Source organism: Mesorhizobium sp. Root695 (assembly GCF_001428185.1).
GTDB lineage: Bacteria > Pseudomonadota > Alphaproteobacteria > Rhizobiales > Rhizobiaceae > Mesorhizobium.
In genome coordinates this window covers 38,974-59,458 of record NZ_LMHO01000006.1, presented here as the reverse complement: position 1 = coordinate 59,458, position 20,485 = coordinate 38,974, and the positions used below count along the sequence as shown (strand labels likewise).

The 20,485-nt window shown below is 59.4% G+C and carries 17 protein-coding genes and 5 pseudogenes; 16 read left to right on the top strand and 6 right to left on the bottom strand.

Translation table 11 applies throughout. From position 1 onward, the window contains the following. Window positions 1-883: 883 nt before the first annotated feature. Together ASD99_RS08020 and ASD99_RS34595 are read right to left on the bottom strand one after the other, a co-directional pair. Window positions 884-1,236: pseudogene (locus ASD99_RS08020) on the bottom strand (amidohydrolase); the annotation flags it as partial. 163 nt (window positions 1,237-1,399) lie between these two features. Continuing rightward, a pseudogene (locus ASD99_RS34595) lies at window positions 1,400-1,585 on the bottom strand (ArdC-like ssDNA-binding domain-containing protein); the annotation flags it as partial. A gap of 5 nt (window positions 1,586-1,590) precedes the next feature. Here ASD99_RS34595 and ASD99_RS33850 point away from each other — a divergent pair. The 14 genes and pseudogenes from ASD99_RS33850 to ASD99_RS07950 form a co-directional block, all read left to right on the top strand. Then, window positions 1,591-1,809 (top strand): hypothetical protein, encoded by a 219-nt coding sequence (locus tag ASD99_RS33850; RefSeq protein WP_057143228.1) that lies wholly within the window; start codon window positions 1,591-1,593, stop codon window positions 1,807-1,809. Window positions 1,810-2,121: 312 nt separating this feature from the next. Then, window positions 2,122-3,222, top strand: a complete 1,101-nt coding sequence (locus ASD99_RS08010; protein WP_082583182.1) for a sugar ABC transporter substrate-binding protein — start codon at window positions 2,122-2,124, stop codon at window positions 3,220-3,222. After that, complete coding sequence (locus tag ASD99_RS08005) at window positions 3,222-4,790, top strand: sugar ABC transporter ATP-binding protein (protein WP_057143226.1); 1,569 nt, start codon at window positions 3,222-3,224, stop codon at window positions 4,788-4,790. The genes ASD99_RS08010 and ASD99_RS08005 overlap by 1 nt, the downstream gene beginning before the upstream one ends. 19 nt (window positions 4,791-4,809) lie before the next feature. Further along, the gene (locus ASD99_RS08000) at window positions 4,810-5,811 is read left to right on the top strand and encodes an ABC transporter permease (RefSeq protein ID WP_057143225.1); all 1,002 of its coding nucleotides are present in this window, start codon (window positions 4,810-4,812) and stop codon (window positions 5,809-5,811) included. Between the two features lie 36 nt (window positions 5,812-5,847). Then, window positions 5,848-6,201 carry a RidA family protein gene (locus tag ASD99_RS07995; protein ID WP_057143224.1) on the top strand — a complete coding sequence of 118 codons (354 nt, stop codon included), beginning with the start codon at window positions 5,848-5,850 and terminating at the stop codon, window positions 6,199-6,201. Between the two features lie 15 nt (window positions 6,202-6,216). Beyond that, window positions 6,217-7,311, top strand: coding sequence for an Ldh family oxidoreductase (locus ASD99_RS07990; protein ID WP_057143223.1), 1,095 nt, complete (start codon window positions 6,217-6,219; stop codon window positions 7,309-7,311). An 11-nt stretch (window positions 7,312-7,322) separates the two neighbouring features. Further along, window positions 7,323-8,714, top strand: a complete 1,392-nt coding sequence (gene hydA / locus ASD99_RS07985) for a dihydropyrimidinase (protein ID WP_057143222.1) — start codon at window positions 7,323-7,325, stop codon at window positions 8,712-8,714. Window positions 8,715-8,782: 68 nt separating this feature from the next. Further along, on the top strand, window positions 8,783-9,028 hold the full coding sequence (locus ASD99_RS07980) for a hypothetical protein (protein ID WP_057143221.1): 246 nt from the start codon (window positions 8,783-8,785) through the stop codon (window positions 9,026-9,028). 58 nt (window positions 9,029-9,086) lie between these two features. Further along, on the top strand, window positions 9,087-10,016 hold the full coding sequence (locus ASD99_RS07975; RefSeq protein ID WP_057143220.1) for an NAD-dependent epimerase/dehydratase family protein: 930 nt from the start codon (window positions 9,087-9,089) through the stop codon (window positions 10,014-10,016). Then, complete coding sequence (locus ASD99_RS07970; RefSeq protein ID WP_057143219.1) at window positions 10,013-10,741, top strand: SDR family NAD(P)-dependent oxidoreductase; 729 nt, start codon at window positions 10,013-10,015, stop codon at window positions 10,739-10,741. The genes ASD99_RS07975 and ASD99_RS07970 overlap by 4 nt, the downstream gene beginning before the upstream one ends. 100 nt (window positions 10,742-10,841) lie before the next feature. Then, window positions 10,842-11,987 carry a fumarylacetoacetate hydrolase family protein gene (locus ASD99_RS07965; RefSeq protein ID WP_057143218.1) on the top strand — a complete coding sequence of 382 codons (1,146 nt, stop codon included), beginning with the start codon at window positions 10,842-10,844 and terminating at the stop codon, window positions 11,985-11,987. Window positions 11,988-12,220: 233 nt separating this feature from the next. Beyond that, window positions 12,221-13,710: pseudogene (istA, locus tag ASD99_RS07960) on the top strand (IS21 family transposase). Next, window positions 13,674-14,544 (top strand): annotated as a pseudogene (istB, locus tag ASD99_RS07955) (IS21-like element helper ATPase IstB). The pseudogenes istA and istB overlap by 37 nt, the downstream one beginning before the upstream one ends. 157 nt (window positions 14,545-14,701) lie before the next feature. Next, a pseudogene (locus tag ASD99_RS07950) lies at window positions 14,702-15,126 on the top strand (aldehyde dehydrogenase family protein); the annotation flags it as partial. A 14-nt stretch (window positions 15,127-15,140) separates the two neighbouring features. On the opposite strand, the gene ASD99_RS07945 reads toward ASD99_RS07950, so the two are convergent. Further along, on the bottom strand, window positions 15,141-16,043 hold the full coding sequence (locus tag ASD99_RS07945; RefSeq protein ID WP_057143216.1) for a LysR family transcriptional regulator: 903 nt from the start codon (window positions 16,041-16,043) through the stop codon (window positions 15,141-15,143). Between the two features lie 236 nt (window positions 16,044-16,279). On the opposite strand from ASD99_RS07945, the gene ASD99_RS07940 reads away from it, so the two are divergent. Together ASD99_RS07940 and ASD99_RS35405 are read left to right on the top strand one after the other, a co-directional pair. Next, window positions 16,280-17,512 (top strand): Zn-dependent hydrolase, encoded by a 1,233-nt coding sequence (locus ASD99_RS07940; RefSeq protein ID WP_057143215.1) that lies wholly within the window; start codon window positions 16,280-16,282, stop codon window positions 17,510-17,512. Between the two features lie 206 nt (window positions 17,513-17,718). After that, window positions 17,719-18,135: a hypothetical protein gene (locus ASD99_RS35405; RefSeq protein ID WP_057143214.1), complete on the top strand. Its 417-nt coding sequence runs from the start codon at window positions 17,719-17,721 to the stop codon at window positions 18,133-18,135. A gap of 456 nt (window positions 18,136-18,591) precedes the next feature. On the opposite strand, the gene ASD99_RS07930 is transcribed toward ASD99_RS35405, so the two are convergent. The 3 genes from ASD99_RS07930 to ASD99_RS07920 are packed head-to-tail and all read right to left on the bottom strand — an operon-like array spanning window position 18,592 to window position 20,485. Continuing rightward, the gene (locus ASD99_RS07930) at window positions 18,592-18,912 is read right to left on the bottom strand and encodes a hypothetical protein (RefSeq protein WP_057143213.1); all 321 of its coding nucleotides are present in this window, start codon (window positions 18,910-18,912) and stop codon (window positions 18,592-18,594) included. 11 nt (window positions 18,913-18,923) lie between these two features. Further along, the gene (locus ASD99_RS07925; protein WP_057143212.1) at window positions 18,924-19,637 is read right to left on the bottom strand and encodes a hypothetical protein; all 714 of its coding nucleotides are present in this window, start codon (window positions 19,635-19,637) and stop codon (window positions 18,924-18,926) included. Then, window positions 19,634-20,485, bottom strand: coding sequence for a BtpA/SgcQ family protein (locus ASD99_RS07920; RefSeq protein WP_057143211.1), 852 nt, complete (start codon window positions 20,483-20,485; stop codon window positions 19,634-19,636). The genes ASD99_RS07925 and ASD99_RS07920 overlap by 4 nt, the downstream gene beginning before the upstream one ends.

Below are 20,485 nucleotides of genomic sequence, written 5' to 3'. Positions count from 1 at the left end.
ACGATCTGGGTGAAGCAGGGTTGCGACGCCTTGAGCGCCTGTACGGGCAATTGAGCCGCACGCCTCCCGTCGACCGGGACTCTTACCAAGCTGGTTGCGGCCGTTTTCTAGGCGGTCTCGACACCCTATTGAAGGGCGGAATCGAGCATCATTTTGTTGAGAACTGTGATGTCAAATACAGGAAGCCGGCTCGCCGCCCGAAGCTGCTTGCTAACCAATGGAAACGACGTGCATTCGCACAAGACCGCCGCGATTTCAGGGTGCTCATCGCGCATACGGCTGAGCGTTGCGAACACGTCGCACTCTATAGCCGGAATGTCCATGGGTGGGCACGGACGCATCATGGCATCACGCCAGTACTTCGTTCCCTCAATGCCACCAATCACGATCCGATCTCTGTCACTGTCCTTTCGAGCCCAAAGAGATCATCGGTACAGTAATTCGAATCTGCCGTGAGAACCGCCAGCTTCTTTTGGGGGTTCAACTGCTTGAGCAGTGTTGGCACCAGAAGCAAACTGGACAGAGCGACCGGCACGTTCACCGAGGCCGCAACGGCTGCTTGGTGACAGATGAAAAAGCCGCAGTTGCAGTCAGGGCTATGGCGCCGTCATCAACGAGCTGCCGCGCAGCACGTATACATGCCGTCTCCAGCCGAATATCGCCCGCGATAACGACCTCCGCCCATGCCCCCTCGACAACCCGTGAAATGACGGAAGGTTGTACGAAAGCGGGTTGATCATAGCTCCCTCCGCGTCATCGGGGAACCAAGCGTCACCGTGTCGGGGATAATATGGTAAGATTCACTTCCGGTGAACTTCGGCACGGACACGACCAGCGCTTCCGTCGGATCAAGGTTTTCGTGACACCAGAGTCTGAAGAGCCAAGACAAACTGTGCCCCGACGACGCCTCGGCAGGCTGGAAAATAAGCGCTACTGAGCCTTTAAAATTCCGTGTTGCAGCGAGATGTTTTGCAGCGCCGAGCAGCATGGCGGTATGCATCCATATCTGCGCGCAGGCCAATGGTCGGGCCGTCGCCGCCGGTGCCTTGGATCACAGCCACCACGCCAGTCTCGGCAATACCAGTCTCAATGTGGTTGATGCCGAAAGACGCCAGCTTTTCAGCCACAAAGTTCGCGGTGTTGTGAACCCTGTAGTCGAGTTCGGGATTGGTGGAGGTGATGGCGCCAGGTGATAGCCTCTTGATGTATTTCCCGGAAATCATTGACGCTGCGCATTCGTGTGGTTCTCCTACCAAAATCACCGGACCCGCCCGGTGGGCGACGAGGTGTTGCGCCGCCTGCTAAATACGCAGCCCAAGCCGCATGACGTGCCGAAGCCCAAGAGTACGAGCGCTCGCCGGGCGTCGATGAAGGAGATGGCCGCAACGGCAAAGACGATCGGGAAGCCAAGCTCGATAACCGCACCCACAGGATCAGCACGTTGATCCCGGAATAGGCGCGGCCGGAGGCGGCATTGGCCGGCATGGCGGGGCGCTTGCGCCGCCGCTGTGCCCCAGGGCTGCACCCAGGGAAAGCGGCTGGCTTCCGGCTCGGCGATGATCAAGTTGGTCTCGGCCCGGTCGATACATCATGCGTCCGCCCGAGGAAGCAACAGATTCGAAAGGCAAAAAACGGTCCTCGAATAAAGAGCCGTGGTACGTCGCGATGGAGCGCGAGGCGGCGGAGGCGGACCGGGCATATCTGGCCACGATTCTCGAACCTTGGGAAATGGACGATTCCCCGGAGCATCAGGCATGGCTCCGGATGCGCTATGAGGAGGGAAATAAAGGAGGCTCAGCGAGCGGGTGAGTAGGTGGGTGTCCGCATTGTAGGCCTTGGGTCGAGCATCCTCTATCCCTGCTGTGATTGGTTGACGGCAGGGGATAATGTTGTCGCCATTGCCGTGTCATCGAAGCGACCTTGGACGAAGTCATGCCTGTGCGCCGGGTAGATTTACTGGCCGGGAAGCTCAAGAATTTCGTTATGTTGCTCCCTCATCCTTCATTTTTTCTGACCGCTCGGCTTCAATTTATTCCGCTTGTCCTGTGAAATTTTCGGCCCCAATCTCTGCCCCGAGCAGAGCATAAAAACCAAGCAGATGCTCTAAAAGAGGAGAACAAAATGAAGAGCCTACTCATGGCTTCGGCCATTTCCGCTGCCATTTATGGATCCTTCTTCGCAGCGGCCACGTCAGCGAATGCGACTAATCTGGACGCGATGAAGGCCGAGATCGCAAAGCATCAGCGGGTCCCGGAATTCGTCGCCGCGGGCGAACCGTTCGATGCCACGAATTGCATGAAGGGAAAGAAGATCCTGTCAGTGCCGTTCTCAAATAGCATCGCATTCGTGAACACTGTCATGGAAGCGATGACGACGGCTGCAAAGAAGGTCGGTTTCCAGTTTGACCAGTACAAGAACAGCGGCCAGCATTCTCAGTGGATCCAGGGCATCCAACATGGCGTCAATCAGAAATACGATCTGATCGATCTCTTCGCTCCGGACCTTCTGTCGCTCGTGCCTCAGGCACAGGAAGCCAAGAAGGCAGGCATACCCGTCGTGGCTTCGCACGACGGCGGCTTCGACCAGAAGCGCCCTGATGCATTCCTGTCCGTGCCGATCGACTACCAGAAGGCTGGTGAGCTCGAAGCCATGTGGGCGATCACCAAGACCGAAGGCAAGGCCAACGTCCTGGTTATCACGGCTCTCGACTCCTTCTCGTCTGAAGCGATCGTGAAGGGCGTGAAGACCACCTTGGAGAAGTGTGGGGACTGCAAGGTCGAATACGTGAACGTCGCGGTCGGTGACTGGTCCTCGCGCATCCAGCCTCTCGTGCAGGCTGCGCTGCTTAGGAATCCGAAGATGAACTTCATCATCCCGACCTACGACGACATGGCTCGCTACGTCGTTCCGGCGGTGGAACTGACGCAATCCAGCGATCGGGTGAAGATCGCGACGTTCAATGGCACACCCGCTATCCTCGATCTCGTGCGTCAAGGCAAGATCGACATGGACATCGGCGAAAACCTGGATTGGATCGGTCACGGCGTAATTGATGCCGAGATGCGGATCGTCTGCGGGCTTCCGCACATCAAGGATCCCAAGATCCCGCTCTACATCTTCGACAAGTCCAACGTCGAGGCCGCTGGTGTTCCCGCCAAGGCATCGGCTGGTATGGGTGACGCGTATGTTGAAGGCTACAAAAAGCTCTGGATGCTGAAATAATGCCGTCCGCTGCGGAAAAGGGCGAGGATATTCCTCGCCCTAACCTCGTCATCAAAGGGATGTCCAAGTCATTCGGTGGCGTCCAGGCGCTTTCGAATATCGACCTGACCGTAAATCACGGCGAGATACATGGCCTTCTCGGCCAGAACGGCTCCGGCAAGTCGACGTTGATTAAGATCCTGAGCGGATTCCACGAGCCGAACGGCGAAGGATCGATCGAGCTCGGAGGCCGCCAGCTCAAGCTTCCCATTCTGCCAAACGAGTCCGCAGCTCATGGCATCTCGATCGTCCACCAGTCCCTTGGGCTCGTGCAGAGCCTGACAGTGACAGAGAACCTGTTCGTCGATCGCCTCGTCAGGAAATCGAACTGGTCGATCAGATGGTCCAAGGCTCGCCAAGACGCGAGAAACCTGCTTCGCAAATATCAGCTGGATATTCATCCGGACGCTCGCGTTTCGGATATCCCCCCAGTCGAACGCGCCCTGCTGTCTATAGTTCGAGCGTTCCACGAACTGGGCGACATAGACGAGTCTGAAGGCAAGCTTCTCATCCTCGACGAGCCGACTCCATTCCTGTCGGCTGCCGACGTCAAACGGCTATTTAGTTTGGTACGCACAGTGGCGGAACGCGGGGTGAGCGTCATTTTCGTCTCGCACGATATCGACGAGGTCAAGGAGCTTACTCACCGGGCGACCGTCCTCAGGAACGGCAAAGTGGCCGCTACTCTGGATACGGCCACCAGCTCCCGAAAGGAATTCATCAAAGCGATCGTCGGAAGAGACGTCGAGTTTGAGCAACGTGTTTCGATCCAGCATTCGGGCACCGCTGCGGTCAAGATAGATGGCATGACCTCGCAGGGACTGGCGCCGTTTGATCTCACCGCGATGCGTGGCGAGGTTATAGGCCTTACTGGGCTACTGGGTTCTGGCTACGACAAGGTTCCATATCTGCTATATGGGGCTCATACTGCCAAAGGTGGTGCAATGACAATAAACGGTCGGAAGGTCCCGTTGGCATCGCAGACCACTGTGAATGCCATCAAGCAGCGGATCGTACTGATCCCCGCCGACCGCCAGAAGGAAGGAATCGTTTCGGAACTCTCGATCGCAGAGAACCTCGCGCTCCCTGTCCTCGGCAAAAACATTTCCAACTGGTTCGTGCGCCGCAGCGGCATTGACAAGAACGCCCTGCCTCTGGTGCGCGACTATGACATCAGACCTTCCAATAGCTCGCTTCCCTTGAAGGCGCTCAGTGGTGGTAACCAACAGAAGGTCGTCCTCGCGAAGTGGTTGCAGACAAACCCTGAGCTAATTCTCCTGGATGAGCCTACGCAGGGCGTGGACATTGGCGCCCGAGACCAGATCTTCAGGATGATCTCGCAGGCGGCCCGCGCTGGAGCCTGCGTTCTATGCGCGAGTTCCGATCACGAACAACTGGCGGCCATTTGCGACCGCGTGCTCGTTTTCGCTCGAGGTCGGGTAGTTGCCGAACTCTCATCGGATCAGGTTACGAAGGAACAGATCACAGAGAGCTGTTTCACGAGTCTCGAACCGGAATTCTCGAATTGACCAGCGGCAGGAGTTGAACATGGCCGATCTCACAATCCAGGGTCAGAGCATGAACCAGAGCGACCGTCGTGAAATTCTAGTGGAACTGGAGCGGTTCGGCCTCCTGTTGGTTTGGATGGCGATCATCGCGCTTTTCGCCTTCCTTCTTCCGGACATCTTCCTGACTTGGCCGAATTTCTCCAGCATGTTCGGCTCGCAGGCGGTCCTGGTGATCCTCACGCTTGGCCTGATCATCCCGCTCACTGCCGGCGACATGGACGTATCGGTGGCCCAAGTCTTGGTACTGTCTTCGATGATGTTCGCGGTCCTCAATGTCGACCACGCGTGGGGAGTCTTCCCCTCTTTGCTTGCCGCGGTCGCGGCGGGTGTCGCAGTGGGCTTGGTGAATGCCTTCTTCATCCTGTATTTCCGCATCCATTCGTTGATCGTGACACTGGGAACGGGAACTTTCCTTCACGGCATAACCCTTTGGATCAGCGACTCCCGCACGATCAGCGGAATCGATCAGAGAGTGGTCGACGCAGTGCTGACGGTCAGACTCTTCGGCATCTCGTTGAGCTTTTACTACGCAGTCGCGATGTGCCTGCTCCTGACCTATCTACTGGGCTTCACCTCGGTGGGTCGAAAGATCCTCTTTGTCGGAAAGGGCCGCGACGTGGCCCGTCTGAGCGGCATTGCGGTGGATCGTGTCCGCCTTGGCTGCCTCGTGGCTTCGGCGATCATCGCATCGCTTGCCGGAATAGTGTTCGCCGGAACCTCGGGCGCAGCGGATCCGAACTCCGGAACGTCGCTGCTGCTCCCAGCATTCGCTGCAGCGTATCTCGGAGCGACGACCATCAGCCCCGGACGCTTCAACCCAATCGGTACCTTCATCGCCGTCTACGCCCTGGTCACAGGTATTTCCGGTCTCTCCCTGATGGGTATCGATACATACGTGCAGGATCTCTTCTACGGCGGAGCGCTCGTGGTAGCCGTGGCGCTGTCGCAACTGGTTCGCGGGCGCCAAGAGTCCCTGACATAAACCGCACTGAAGCGACAATTCTACGAGGAGACTTCCATGATCGAACGCCAGAATTCAAATCGTCGCATGAGCCAGATCGTGACCTTCCCGCTGTCTGGCACGGGCGTGATGTTGGCCGGCCAGGTGGCCGACACCAAGACCCTGGATGTCGAAGGCCAGACAAAGGAAGTCTTATCAAAAATCGACGCTCTCCTAAAACAGGCAGAAGCCTCCAAGGAACAGGTCGTCTCCGCGTGGATCTGGCTGAAAGACATCAAGGATTTCGACAAGATGAACGCGCACTGGGATGCCTGGGTGGCTCCTGGCCAAGCTCCTGCCAGGGCCTGCGTGGAGTCCAACCTGGCATTCGAGGAACTCCTCGTCGAAATCCAGGTCATGGCCGTAAAATAGAGCAAGGGTGCAGTTGTGAACGGTGCTTCAACGGCCGGCGGCTACCGAGCGGCGGATCTGGTCGGCTACGCGACGGAGCTGCTGGCAGGGGTGGGTTTGCCACAGGAAAAGGCAAGCCGGACCGCTGAAATCCTTGTGGAAGGAGACATGCTTGGCCACACGACCCACGGCTTGGCCCTTCTTCCCCGGTACCTTAGCGCGTTGCAAGATGGATCGATGTCGAAAGACGGCGATCACCTCGTCGTAGCCGACAGCGGTGCCACGGCGACTTGGGACGGGAGACGACTTCCTGGTCCTTGGCTGGTCAGCACAGGCATCGAGCTTGGCATCGCGCGAGCGAAAATGCATGGGTCATTTACCCTCGCGATCCGTCGAAGCCATCATATCGCGTGCTTGGCGGCTTACCTGCAAAAGGCGACTGACGAGGGTCTCGTCATCCTCGTGGCAAGCTCGGACCCGGCGGTAGAGAGCGTGGCGCCTTTCGGCGGCACTCGCCGGATGATCACGCCGAATCCGTTGGCGGCTGGCATTCCGACAAGCGGGAAACCCATACTGCTCGACATCAGCATGTCGACGACAACGAATGCCATGGTGACACGGGCCCGCAACGAAGGGGCGGCTCTGCCACACAGCTGGCTGCTGGATGCAGATGGAACTCCAACGTCGGACCCCGGAGCATTCTTCACCGATCCACCGGGAAGCATTCTCCCGCTCGGCGGCACCGAATTGGGCTACAAGGGTTTCGGACTGGGCTTGCTGATCGAAGCTCTCACCTCGGGACTCGGCGGCCATGGGCGCGCTGACCCCGCAGAGGGATGGGGCGCGTCGGTGTTCATTCAGCTCTTCGATCCAACGGCATTCGGCGGATGGGACAGTTTCAACCGCCAACTCGACATTTTAGCCGACCGGGTTCGCCAGAATCCGCCCGTTCCCGGAAACGATAAGGTCCGGCTGCCAGGCGAACGCGGTCTCGCCCTCAAAGCTAGGCAGTCGCGGTCCGGCGTGGAGCTTCATGCCTCGATCATGCCTGCACTGAAAACATGGGCAACGAAACTCTGGGTTCAGATACCGCGAATCCAAGAACCGATTGAGCTCACCGAACAAAGCTGAAAGAGAAAACGATGGATACGATTATCAAGAACGGCACTGTCGTGACCGCCGGCATGGAGTCGGCCGCAGACGTAGGGATCGAAGATGGCAAGATCGTCGCCATTGCCGCCAACCTGGACCCGTCTCTCGCAAAGCGGGTCGTAGACGCCAAGGGCTGCTACGTCATCCCGGGCGGCGTCGATGTCCACACGCATCTGGATACGCCTGTTTTCAATTCGGTGACCGCAGACGACTTCAGGACTGGCACGATCGCCGCCGCCTGCGGCGGAACCACTTCAATCGTCGATTTCTGCCAGCAGGAGATCGGTCAATCCCTGGCCGACGCCCTCGCCACTTGGCACGAAAAGGCGAAGGGCAAGGCATGCATCGACTACGGCTTCCATGTGATCGTGGTGGACCTCACGGACGACGTGGAGGCGGAAATGCGGAAACTTCCGGCAAACGGAGTTTCCAGCTTCAAGCTGTTCATGGCCTACAAGGGGATGCTTGGCATCGACGACGGCACTCTTGTCAGAGCGCTGGATGTCGCCAAGGACGCGGGCGCACTCGTGATGGTGCATGCCGAGAACGGCGACGCTGCCGACTACTTGCGAAAGAAAGCCCTCGCCAGAGGCGATATCGAGCCGAAGTTCCACGCCGAAACGAGACCGCCGCGCGTAGAAGCGGAAGCGACCGCTCGCGCGATCGCTCTGGCAGAGATCGTAGGCACTTCGATCTACATCGTGCATCTCACATGCGAAGAGGCGCTGGAGGAGCTTTTCGACGGGCGTCTGCGCGGCGTCGACGCTCTGGCGGAGACGTGCACTCAGTATCTCTACACCACCAAGGAAGACCTCGCGCGCCCCAATTTCGAGGGCGCAAAGTACGTCTTCACCCCTCCCGCACGCTCGCGAAAGGATCAAGAGCTGCTGTGGCGTGCGCTGGCCCAAGGAACCCTCCAGACCGTGTCCTCTGACCATTCGACCTGGAACTGGAAGGGTCAGAAGGACATGGGAAAGGACGACTTCACCAAGATCCCGAACGGCGCCCCTGGCATCGAGGAGCGGCTCATGATGGTCTACCAGGGCATTCGTCAGGGCCGCATGAGCATGACGCAGTTCGTGGATATGGTCTCCACCAGACCTGCCCGTACATTCGGCCTCTTTCCACGGAAGGGCACCATCGCGATCGGAAGCGATGCCGACGTGGTGATCTGGGATCCAGAGGCGAAGTTCAAAATGGCTTCGGCCGAACTCCATCACAATGTCGACTACACCCCGTACGAGGGTGCCGACATCCAGGGCGCGCCCCGCACGGTTCTTCTGCGTGGCGAGGAGATCGTTTCCGACCGTCAGTACGTGGGACAGATCGGCTCAGGCCAATTCCTGAAACGCAAGAGGTTCCGGGGCAGCGGCACCATCTAAAGCGAAACTTCCGGAATTTCAGGAACAGGGCCGCACGTTCGGAACGTGCGGCCGGTCACGGAATCAACATGACCCAGTCCAAGGCACAGTCGCCCCGCACCCTTCGCCTGAATGTCGAAGACAATTTGATAATCGCGATCGACCGAATAGCCCAGGGAACCACGATCGGGCAGGTGACCGTCCAAGTGGAGATACCTCGTGGTCATAAGATGTCGATCCGATCCCGGCAAGCTGGCGATCTTATGATCAAGTTCGGCCAGGTCATCGGTTTGCCGGAGAGCGGACGGCAGCCGGTGACGGGCTCCATACGGTGAAGCGGAATACGTTCCGTGGCAACTAGGCGCCACAATGTAAGGCACCAAGGGGATCTTCATGAAAGCTTTAGTGACAGGTTCATCGGGGTTCGTAGGCCAGGCCCTATGCCGTTCCCTTGTTGAGCAGGGACACGACGTTCTTGCACTGGATGCCATGAAACGCGACGACGACCGCCTAACCGTCGTCTGCGACCTGCTGGACAGCCCTAAGCTGCAGGGGTTGGCAGAGGAGTTTCGAGCTACGCAGATCGTTCACTGTGGCGGGGTCTCAGGCCCTATGCTTCTGGTAGACCAACCGTCCTTAATAAGTGACATCAACGTGAAGGGCACTGTGAACCTTCTTGAAATAGCGCGGAAGACCGGAGCCGACCGCTTTATTTTTTGTTCGTCCATCGCCGTCTACGGCGGTGCATACACTGTCAATCCAGTTCCCGAGAACGTCCCTCTGTTCCCAACGACGGTATACGCGGCCACGAAGGTAGCAGCAGAAGCACTCGTCACTGCTTACGCCGTCTCGTTCGGCCTATCAGCGACCAGCCTGAGGATAGGTAAGGTGTTTGGCCCAAGCCGCGCGACTGCATGCGAGATGAAAACACTGATCTCGGATGCCCTTGAGGGACGCTCGACTTTATTGACGGCACCTCCCAGTTACCTCCACCACTACATCTACATCGATGACGTCGTCATGGCCATCGAGCGCGCCATGACAGCCAATGCAGAGTTCAATCCGGCCTACAACATCGTAAGTCCCGAAGATCCCAGCCTCGACCAAATCGTGGAATTTTTACGAGACGAATTACCTTCGGCCGACATCCATTTCGCCTGCGACGCTTCTGTCTCAGCGGAACGGATACCTACGCTTAGTTGCCAAGCCGCGTCTCGAGACCTGAACTTTCAAGCGCCGACCGCCATTCGCGAAGGAGTCCGCCGCTATGCCTCGCATATCGCTCGATGCCGGCATGATGGTAGCGCGAGGACTTCCGGATGACGAGCAATCTCCTCGCCGGACGTTCCGCTCTGATAATCGGCGGAAAAAGCGGTATCGGTGCGGCTGTGGCTCGGCAGATGACCAGCGCTGGGGCGCGCGTCGCGGTCGCCGACATTCCGCCCAATGTTCTGCCGCAAGGTTTTGCAAAGACCTTCCTGGAGTGCGACGTGCGGTGCGAGGCCAGCGTCTCCGTGGCCATTGGTGCAACTATCGAGGAATTCGGCAAGCTAGACATCCTCGTGAACAACGCGGCCGTAGCTAACGGAAAGCCATTCCTGGACATGGGCTGGGAAGAATGGAACCGGACGCTGCAGATCAACTTGAATGGCGTCGCATACGGTATGAAGCATGCCTTACCACACATGATCGAGCGCGGTTACGGGAGGATCATCAACACGGCCTCCCAGCTCGCCCACAAGCCTGCCCCCGACAACGCCGCGTATTGCGCTTCCAAGGCAGCCGTGGTCGCGCTTTCTGCATCCGTCGCGCAAGAGGTAGCCACTACCGGAGTCACGGTGAACTGCGTGTGCCCGGGTCCGACCGATACGCCCATGTGGCGGGGTAGTGACGAAGCCTGGAAGACGTGGAAGGTTTCCCAGCTGCCAATCAAGCGCGTAGGCACCCCCGACGAGATTGCGTCGGCCTACATCTATCTGGCGAGCGAGGGTGCAAGCTTCATGATCGGGCAGAGCATCTCTCCCAACGGCGGTGACGTAATGTGGTGACCGACGTGTAGCCGGCTCACGAAAGCACCAATTGTGTCCGCTACGCCTGTCGGTTGGGCGGAGCGAAGGCTTCGCCGAAAAGTATAAATCGAGGTTTAGGATGAATCATTCTGCTTTCTCTACGGGGACTTTCGTCGGTCGCATGTGGATGCCGCAGGCTCAAGGTCCAAGTGTTGTCACCCTAAGGAACGGCGACCTCGTCGATATCACTTCGAAGGTTTTACCTACAGTCCGTGATCTCTTGGAACTACAGGATCCCACGTCCGTCGTGAGGGCTGCCGACGGTCGTCGGATTGCTTCGGTTTCTGATGCCCTTGCCTTGGATGTTGATCGATCGAAGGACGGGCTACGTCTCCTAGCGCCTTGCGATCTCCAGGCGATCAAGGCCTGCGGTGTGACGTTTGCACGCTCGATGGTGGAACGGGTCATTGAAGAGCGCGCTGCCGGAAACCCAGCGCTTGCAGAATCGATCCGGGCGAAAGTGGGAGACTTGATCGGCGAGAGCCTGCGGAATCTGAAGGCGGGTTCGGAGGAGGCCGCCAAGGTAAAGGAGATCCTGATTAAGGAAGGCCTTTGGTCTCAGTATCTCGAGGTGGGCATCGGCCCCGACGCCGAGGTGTTCACGAAGTCCCAGGTGATGTCATCGGTTGGGCATGGAGACGATGTCGGACTCCACCCCATCTCCAAGTGGTCGAATCCAGAGCCTGAGATAGTTCTCGCCGTGAATTCCGCCGGCATTGTCCAGGGCGCCAGCTTGGGAAATGACGTGAACCTGCGGGATGTCGAGGGGCGGTCAGCTCTCCTCTTGGGAAAGGCCAAGGACAACAACGCATCTTGCTCGATCGGTCCCTTCATCCGCCTGTTCGATGACACCTACACTCTCGACGATGTTCGGGCCGCAGAGCTCACGCTGACCGTGAAAGGCGAAGATGGATTCGAACTCACGGGCCGAAGCAGCATGAGCGAGATCAGCCGGGACCCGCTGGATCTGGTTTCTCAGACCATCGGGACACATCATCAGTACCCCGACGGCTTCATGCTTTTCATGGGTACGCTCTTCGCACCCACGAAGGACCGCGACGAGGCTGGACAAGGCTTCACTCACAAGATCGGCGACCTCGTTACGATCTCGAACGAGAAGCTTGGATTGCTCACGAACAAGGTGCGCCTCTCCACGCAGTGCGACCCGTGGACATTCGGTTCGTCACACCTGATGCGAAACCTGGCCCATCGACGCCTGATCTAGGCAGAATGCGCGGCGCGGCAATCAACGTGAGAGCGCAGCGTCGATCAGGATGAGAATGCCGGCGGATTGGAACGCAGGGAGGGCGTAGGCCCGACTGGAGTTTCAATCCGCCGGCGGCGCGTTCCTTTTTCGGGGGCGTTCGTCTGGTGATCACGGTCGACCGGGTATGCCGGCGGTTTTTCCTGTTGGGGAGGAATCACTTTGTGCTCGGCCGCCACGTAACCGATCACCAGATGAGGCTTTTCATGAAGTTCCGGCAGACCAAAACGACGGCCGTCGCGGCGGCGAAGGGTCGATCAGCACGGCCACGGCCTGTCGCATCGAGAAGGATTTGAGGCTGCCCTCGCAAAAGAAGGTTCCGCGGCAACGGCGCCGGCCCGATCCGCTCGCTTAGATTTTCGACGCCGAGATCGTGCCGCTGCTGCGGGCGGCTCCCGGCATCCGGTCGATCGCCATCTTCGATGAGATGATCCGGCGTCATCCCGAGCTTGGAGCTGGCATTCGCCGCACGATCGAGCGCCGGGTCCGAGCCTGGCGCGCCGTCCATGGCGAGGAACAGGAGGTCATCTTCCGGCAGGTTCACGTATCCGGGCGCATGGGATTGTCGGATTTCACCGACATGGCCGCCGCCGGCGTCACGATCGCGGGCCAGCCACTCGATCACCGGCTCTACCATTTCCGGCTCGCCTATTCCGGCTTCGAGCCTGGGCATGTCGTGCTCGGCGGCGAGAGTTTCGTCGCTCTGGCGGAAGGCCTGCAGAACGCGCTGTGGTCGCTTGGCGGGGCTCCCCGCGAGCATCGCAGCGACAGCCTCTCGGCGGCATTCCGCAACCTTGACAAGGACGCCCGGGAGGACCTGACGAGCCGCTACGACGAACTGTGCGGCCACTACGGCATGATCCCTTCCCGCAACAATCGCGGCATTGCGCATGAGAACGGCTCCGTCGAAAGCCCGCACGCCATCTCAAGCGGGCGATCAATGACGCGCTGCTGATGCGGGGATCGATCGATTTCGACGACCTGGCAGCCTACCGTCGCTTTGTCGACGAGATCGTCAGCCGCGTGAATGCTCGCAACTCCAAGCGCCTCGGCATCGAGCGGGCCGAACTCCAGGAACTGCCCGCCCGGCGCACTTCCGACTACGAGGAGGTCACCGTGCGCATCACGTCATCGGGCGGGTTCACGATGCGTAAGGTGTTCTACACCGTGCCCTCACGCCTGATCGGCCACCGCCTCAGAGTGCGGCTCTTCGATGATCGGCTGGATATCTTCATCGGCGGCACGCATCTCATGACGCTGCCGCGCGGGCGCGCCTCTTCAACCGGCAAGCACGACCAGGTCGTCAATTATCGGCATGTCATCCATCCGCTGCGCCGCAAGCCCATGGCGCTGCTAAACCTCGTCTATCGTGACCAGCTCTTCCTCCGCGAGGCCTACCGGCGAACCTTCGAGGTGCTCATAAAGCGACTGCCTGAGCGGCAGGCCTGCCGCACCATGGTCGAGCTTCTCGCCATGGCGCACGAGCGCGGCTGCGAGAGCGAACTGGCTGATCTACTGACCGCCTCGCTAGAGGCACGGCGATTGCCCGACATGGCTGCCCGCCCGGCTGCCGAGTGTCGTCGTGCGTCTTGCTCCGCTCAACGCCTATGAAGCCCTGCTTGGCGCCAACCTGACAGGAGATGCGGCATTAACACGAACCCCGCTGTCGATTCCGCCAGGCTGAGCTTGCTCCTCAACGAACTGCGCCTGCCGGCCATCAAGGTTATGTGGCCGCAGTTTGCCGAATAGGCCGACAAGGAAGGCTGGCCGGCCGCTCGCTTCCTGGCTGCGATCATTGAACATGAACTGGCTGAGCGCGACCGGCGACGTATCGAACGCCATCTCGCCGAGGCGCGCCTCCTGCCGGGCAAGACCCTCGACACATTCGAGTTCGAAGCCGTTCCGATGATCTCCAAGGCGCAGGTGATGGCCATTGCCGCCGGCGACAGCTGGCTCGAGAAGGGAGCTAACCTGCTTCTGTTTGGCCCTCCAGCCGGCGGAAAGAGCCATCTCGCCTCAGCCATCGGACTTGCCCTTATCGAGACCGGATGGCGGGTCCTGTTCACCCGTACCACTGATCTCGTCCTGAAGCTTCAGGTCGCGCACCGCGAACTCGGCCTCGAGGCCGCCATAAATCGCCTCGATCGCTTCCACCTGATGATCCTCGACGACCTCGCCTATGTCACCAAGGACCGGGCCGAAACGAGCGTGCTATTCGAGCTCATCAGCGCCCGTTACGAGCGGCGCTCCATGCTCATCACCGCCAACCAGCCCTTTGGCGAATGGGGAAAGGTCTTCCCAGATCCCGCCATGACGCTCGCCGCGGTCGACCGCCTTGTCCACCACGCGCCAATCTTCGAGCTGAATGTCGAGAGCGGCGCGAGGCCATCGAGCGAAAGCGAGGGCTAGGCCGGCCGGCCTCGTATGCGACGCCCGCAAACGCCAATCCTGATTGACGCGCCGCGACAATCAACCGATAAAACCTCTTGCGCGCGACAATCAATGCCGCGATCATTAGCATCGCCGCGACACCAGATTCTCATCCAGATTGTCGCGCTATAGCAGAACGCGCGAAATGGAAATGACAATCTTCACAAACCTGGTCAATGGCGAATGGATCGCTCCCCACGAAAGCTCGCTCAATGTGAGCCCATCGGACACGAACGATCTCGTAGGTGAGTAAGCGCGAAGGCGCGCAGCTGGCGTTCGGCGGCGAAACGGTATCGCGCGACACACCTGGCTTCTATCTCCAACCGACATTGTTCACCAATGCCACCAAGGAGAGGCGCATTTCTCGCGAGGAAATATTCGGCCCTGTCATCGCAGTGATCCGTGTCAAGAACTACGACGAGGCGCTCGAGACCGCCAACGACACACCGTTCGGACTCTCGTCTGGAATTGCGACTACGAGCCTCAAGCTCGCAACGCATTTCAGCGAAAATCCGAAGCCGGGATGGTGATGGTCAATCTCCCGACTGCAGGCGTGGACTTCCACGTCCCGTTCGGCGGGCGAACGAAGTCGTCATATGGGCCACGAGATCAGGGACGCTACGCAGTCGAGTTCTACACTTCGGCGAAGACGGCCTACACGGCAGCCTGAAGCCATCAGGCAAGCTAACCGGCCTCTTCCTTCCTTGTTCTTGCAAAAGTCGAGACCTCGGCGGCCACGGTCTCTATGGCCCTAAGCACGAGACTGTCGGACAAAGTGGCACGGATGAAGAAGTGCTCCATTGGAGCGGGCTCTTGATCACACGCGACTACCCGAAGTTGCCCGTCCGCAAGTTTTTCCTCGTAGATCGGGACGGGCAGGAAGGCGACGCCCAGCTTGGCCGAGACAAGCTTTTCGGCGATGACAAAGGTGTTGCAGATGTAGGGCTTCTTTATCCGCAAGTGATATTTGGTGGCCCAGTCTAAGAGCGTGCCGCGAAAATTCTGTTCCCTTGACGTGACGATCAGCGGCATGTCGCCAAGGTCACGAACGCTAACGCTGTGTGGTACATCGAGCGACGGACTGCACATCCAGCGGAAAGGAATCTCGCCGACCGTGGTGTGCGTGAAGCGAGACTTCGACATCGAGCACGGCGCTAGGATGGCATCGATCTGTCCCGCGTAAAGCTTGTCCTCGAGCACGTGAGAAAGTGCAACTTCGACCTCGATCTGGATACCGGGGAAGTCGTCTCGGAGCTTATCGATCAATTGCGACAGCCAAGTCATCGCGATGGTCTCGACCACGCCTAGCCGAACGTAGCCGTTGAGCGACATCTTCGATGTCTTGAAGCTCGATATCTGCTCGGCCGCCTCCAGCATCTGCTCCGCCGCGGGTAGGAGATGGATGCCGTCCGACGTGAGTTTCGCCGCTCTTTGCGAGCGGTCGAACAGCTTGATTCCGAGGCTCATCTCCAACTCTTGAATACGCATTGAAATCGCGGAGTGGGTTGCATTTAGCTTCTGGGCGGCCTTCGCAAAACTGCCAAGGCGAGCAGCCCAATAGAAAGTCTCAACCTGACGCAGGCGCATGGCATCGTCCTTCCTACGACAAGTTCCAGAGCCGGAAGCGATGTACCAGCATATCAGACCGCCTGTTGGTTTTGAAGATGAATGGCGGCAACGTCCGTCAAATTCCTTGAAGGGTGCCTATCAAAATATTCCGTTTGTCCACCTCCTGTCTCCGTAGCATTTTCGCCTCACTACAGATCAGAAACGCGCGCTCCCCGATTGAAGCGTGCGAACACCCAAGTACAAGGTAATTGACAATGGTGAAGATTAACGAAGAGCGGCTTCTGGCCTCTTTGAGAGAAGTAGCGCAGTTCGGTGCATACAAAACGGGTGTACATCGGCCAACATTTTCTCCTCAGGACATGCAGGCCCGCGAGTGGCTGAAGCAACGGATGGAGAACGCGGGACTGAAGGCCACGATCGACGGCATCGGCAATGTGATCGGCAAGAGTCAGCGCCCTGGCCGCGCGCTCCTTACGGGCTCCCATTCGGAATCGCAGAATTACGCCGGCTGGCTCGACGGCATCCTCGGGGTAATGTTCGGCTTAGAACTCGCACAAAGCATCCATGATCAAGATCTCCCGCTGGCGGTAGATGTCGGTGCCTGGGTCGACGAGGAATGTCACTACATCCAGTTCCTCGGAAGCAGGTCATTCTGCGGCGATCTTAACGAGAGCGAGATCGATACGGGGAAGAACAAGGACACGGGCGAGACAGTGCGGGCTGCACTCAAGCGCGTCGATCTGACCGGACGGAAGCGCGAACACGTCGATGTCTCGCGTTACGTGGGGTACTTGGAGGCCCACATCGAGCAGGGAGACTATCTCGACACTCAAGGTCTCAAGGTCGGCATAGTGACGAGCCTTGTAGGACTCTGGCAGTATCGTCTGACATTCATCGGCGAGCAGAACCATGCTGGTGCCACCCGCATGGCGGCGCGCAAGGATGCAGGTGCTGCGCTCGTCAAGCTCACCGCTGCAATCGAGAAGCGATTCCGGGAGATTACGGCGGAGCGCTCAGTTTGGACTGTTGGACGGATTACTCTCGATCCCGGTGCGCCGTCGATCATTCCAGGGGGCGCGGAACTGGTCTTCCAGTTCCGCGACGAGTCTGTGGAGCAGTTGGAAAAGTTCGAACGCGAACTCTTCGCACTGGTCGAAGAAGCCAACCAAATGGGACCATGTCAGTGCAAGATCGATATTATCGACAAGGCTACCCCCAAGCGCATGGACGCGTCGATGCAGGCTCACCTTGAAAAGGCAGCGCGGGATCTGGCTCCTGGCAAGTATGTCCGGATGCCGAGCGGCGCGATGCACGATGCTCAGGTGTTTGCCAAACTAATGCCGGCGAGCATGTTGTTCGTTCCCAGCATCGGCGGCATCAGCCACCACTACACCGAAAACACCGCCGACGAGGATATCAAGCTTGGCGGACAGGTCTTCGCTCAGGCAGCCGAGGACATTCTCGTGAGCCACAAGCAGGCATGGTGAGCCTCGCGTTCTGATCTCGCTTGCGGTCGGTCCGGACTCTACCATTTTCGCCCCAGCTCTCTTTGAGACTAGAAGGCATAACCAGAATTCCGGTTATGCCTTCTAGTCTGGAGCTGGCCTGTGCCTCCCCGCCACAGGCCTATAACTGCAGAGCTATCGGAGGCCCCGGTCCGAATGCTATCGAGGCCAGACATGCCAAGGCGGCCATGGTCGCAATGAACCGCAACAATGCCCGATCCATCGCGCATCTGATCCGCTCGGGCTGGTTCAAGGCGGTGCATTTGAAGTCGGTGCAACAAGCTGCGCGACCACGAGAACGAGATACGCGGCCTGCTTCGGCCTTCGGCCTGAAGGTCGGACGCGTCAGTGCAGGCGGCTTCGATGCCCGGGTCCGCGCTTTGGTCAACGGTATCGGCCCGACGATCGTTGACCTCCTTACCGACAAGGAAAAGCTTGCGCGCTGCAAAGCGGAGTTCGAGGAGCGCACCGGCGGCGGTATCGGAGGAAGTAGATGGGTTGCGCCGCTTCTAGGAGAGAACCATGCACCGCCGATTGATGACGGCTGGCCAGAATATGTTTTGACGACGCGCGGGTTTGAGTGGTGTGTACCAGTCAGTGCGTGACGTTGTAAGAGCCCGGTGGAGAACCGCTATTGATGGGTGCTCCTCTGCGACGTGGATCATTTCTTCGGAACGATACGCTCCTCGAAACGGCGCCATCGGGTCACAACCTGAAGGTGCGCTCGACGCTTTGCGCTCGCACATGGTGGGGATGAGTGCCACATTCGCGCTGCCGCCTTGGCGTGGGCTTTAATAACTCCCCGAGGCAAAAGCGAAGTGGTTAGTTGCGACTGGACAATGAGCCAGCCCGATACTCGCAGGGCAGATTCGATCACAACACTTCACGATCCGACCTAGCTCCTTCAGATGTTGAACTTGTGAATATCAGGAGCGCCTGCCGAGGCTGTAGCAGTACATGCCCTCCCGTTCGGTCGTGTTCCGGCAAAGCGCTGGCAATCAGCTCTTTCCAGTGCCCTTTGTCAGAGAGAGAGGGCCTCAAGTGCCTTGTCGACTTCGTCGCTAGACCCTCATGATTACGTCCTGTTGCATCGGCAGGCCTATATTGTTGGAAAAGGCATACCACTCGTTGTAGTGGGCCGCGGTGAGCCGGGACCAATGGTCGAATGCCGCTTCCGGGCTCGGGAAGCGCCAGATTTCCACCGTCTGGAAATCATGCTGCCCGCGAATGTGATAGCGGCCCAGGGTCTCGGCGCCGGTCCTAGCCGACTGCGCTGCAATGGCCTGCCACGCCGTAGCCTGCGCGCGTTTCTCGTCGGCCGTAAGTTTGTACCAATGCGGTCGCGGCCGGGCGTAGTGGATCCAAATGCTTGTCTCGTTCATAAGGGAACTTTCTACCTGATCAGCACGTCGAGCGGGGTGACGCGACCGATAATGTGGCGAGAGGTGGTGAACATGAAATCGGACGCTTGTTCGTGGCCGCTGATCGCCGCATCGATGATTTCGGGTGAGGCGGCTTCCCAGATGCCGAGATGGTGCCAGCCATGGGCCCAGTCAAGCCGGTGACGCCCGGCGATATTTATGTTGAACCCGAGGTCGCCCCTGAAGGCGACATCGCATTCGGCATCGTAGTCGCGGCGCTCGTCGGGCGAAGCGGCCGACCAGGCATCGTTCCACTCCCAGAGCGCCAGAAATCCCCACGGCCGGTCGCTCGACGCGCCGATGCCGGCGACGACGGCGAATTCGCGTGGCCCAAGCAGCCACTCGGTGGTGAAGAGTCGATCCCAGCCGGCCTGCTCCAGCCGCACAGTCCCGCGCAGTGCTGCCGCAAGGCTCGGGGCTTCGAATACCCCGGCGATGTCGACATCATGGGCAAAGCCGGTATCGAGCACGAAGGCGTTCGGACTGGCGTGGGCGTCGAACATCTTGCGGATCGAGAGATGCCAATCCTCCCTCTCCAGTTGCTTGAGCACCCCCTGCACGCCATCGGCCGCGGCCGCATCCATCTCGCCCGGTTCGCGCTGACGCTTCAGCAAAAACATAACAACGCAGCGTCCGGCGGTCTGCGCCGAGGAAAAGACTTCGGTTTCGCCGGTGAGTAGCGTCATGCGGCACCTCGCGCCTTGGCGACCGCCTCCACCAGCGCGGCGACGCGTCGCGGATCGACCGGGTTCCACCACAGTCCGTCTTCCTTGAGCCACTGTCCGATGATTGCGCCATCGGCGGCGGCAAAGAGCTTCGGCACCTGCTCGGGCGACAGGCCTGAGCCGACGATCACCGGCAGATTGGTGCCGCCGCGCACCTCATCGACCTCCCGCCGCTCGGTCGGCGAGCCCGTGCGGGCCCCGGTGGCGATCAGCACGTCGGCATCGAACCATTCGGCATCTGTCGCCTGCTCGGTAATGCTGCGATCGGCAGTAATCGCGTGTGCGCCGAATTTGACATGCACGTCGGCAAAGATTGCGACATCACGCGCGTCGATCATGGCGCGATAGCGCATGGCTTCGGGCGCCGCAGCGTTGAGCAGACCTTCATTGGCGACATAAGCGTTGGCCCATTGGTTGACGCGCACCCACTTCGCGCCTACGGCCTTGGCAACGGCTAGCGCCGGAATGGCGCCGTTGGCGACACAGGTGATGCCGATTGGTACATCAACCGCGCCGCGCACCTCCATGCACGCAGCGGTCAGCGCTGCCACGGTCTCGTGCCCAATATGCTCGGGCCGGCTGAATGGCATGTCGCCGGCATTCTCGACGATGATCCCGTTGATGCCACCATCGGCGAGCGTCTTCGCGTCGCGCACCGCCGCTGCATAGACCTCGGTCATCGCCTCGCGCACGTAGCGGGGGGCCCCGGGGAGCGAGCGCAAATGGATCACGCCGATGACCGGCTTGCGTACCGAAAAGATGGCGTCGAGGGTATTCGGCTTGGTCGGCAGGACTTTCGGGCTTGGCAT

Bases quoted from the DNA above. Each gene is read 5' to 3' on its own strand.
- ASD99_RS07975 (WP_057143220.1), top strand. From the start codon at position 9,087: ATGAAAGCTTTAGTGACAGGTTCATCGGGGTTCGTAGGCCAGGCCCTA.
- ASD99_RS07945 (WP_057143216.1), bottom strand. From the start codon at position 16,043: ATGCGCCTGCGTCAGGTTGAGACTTTCTATTGGGCTGCTCGCCTTGGC.
- ASD99_RS07970 (WP_057143219.1), top strand. From the start codon at position 10,013: ATGACGAGCAATCTCCTCGCCGGACGTTCCGCTCTGATAATCGGCGGA.
- ASD99_RS35405 (WP_057143214.1), top strand. From the start codon at position 17,719: ATGGTCGCAATGAACCGCAACAATGCCCGATCCATCGCGCATCTGATC.
- ASD99_RS08010 (WP_082583182.1), top strand. From the start codon at position 2,122: ATGAAGAGCCTACTCATGGCTTCGGCCATTTCCGCTGCCATTTATGGA.
- ASD99_RS07920 (WP_057143211.1), bottom strand. From the start codon at position 20,485: ATGCCAAGCCCGAAAGTCCTGCCGACCAAGCCGAATACCCTCGACGCC.
- ASD99_RS33850 (WP_057143228.1), top strand. From the start codon at position 1,591: ATGCGTCCGCCCGAGGAAGCAACAGATTCGAAAGGCAAAAAACGGTCC.
- ASD99_RS07930 (WP_057143213.1), bottom strand. From the start codon at position 18,912: ATGAACGAGACAAGCATTTGGATCCACTACGCCCGGCCGCGACCGCAT.
- ASD99_RS07995 (WP_057143224.1), top strand. From the start codon at position 5,848: ATGATCGAACGCCAGAATTCAAATCGTCGCATGAGCCAGATCGTGACC.
- ASD99_RS07940 (WP_057143215.1), top strand. From the start codon at position 16,280: ATGGTGAAGATTAACGAAGAGCGGCTTCTGGCCTCTTTGAGAGAAGTA.
- ASD99_RS07965 (WP_057143218.1), top strand. From the start codon at position 10,842: ATGAATCATTCTGCTTTCTCTACGGGGACTTTCGTCGGTCGCATGTGG.
- ASD99_RS07925 (WP_057143212.1), bottom strand. From the start codon at position 19,637: ATGACGCTACTCACCGGCGAAACCGAAGTCTTTTCCTCGGCGCAGACC.
- ASD99_RS08005 (WP_057143226.1), top strand. From the start codon at position 3,222: ATGCCGTCCGCTGCGGAAAAGGGCGAGGATATTCCTCGCCCTAACCTC.
- ASD99_RS08000 (WP_057143225.1), top strand. From the start codon at position 4,810: ATGGCCGATCTCACAATCCAGGGTCAGAGCATGAACCAGAGCGACCGT.
- ASD99_RS07980 (WP_057143221.1), top strand. From the start codon at position 8,783: ATGACCCAGTCCAAGGCACAGTCGCCCCGCACCCTTCGCCTGAATGTC.
- hydA (WP_057143222.1), top strand. From the start codon at position 7,323: ATGGATACGATTATCAAGAACGGCACTGTCGTGACCGCCGGCATGGAG.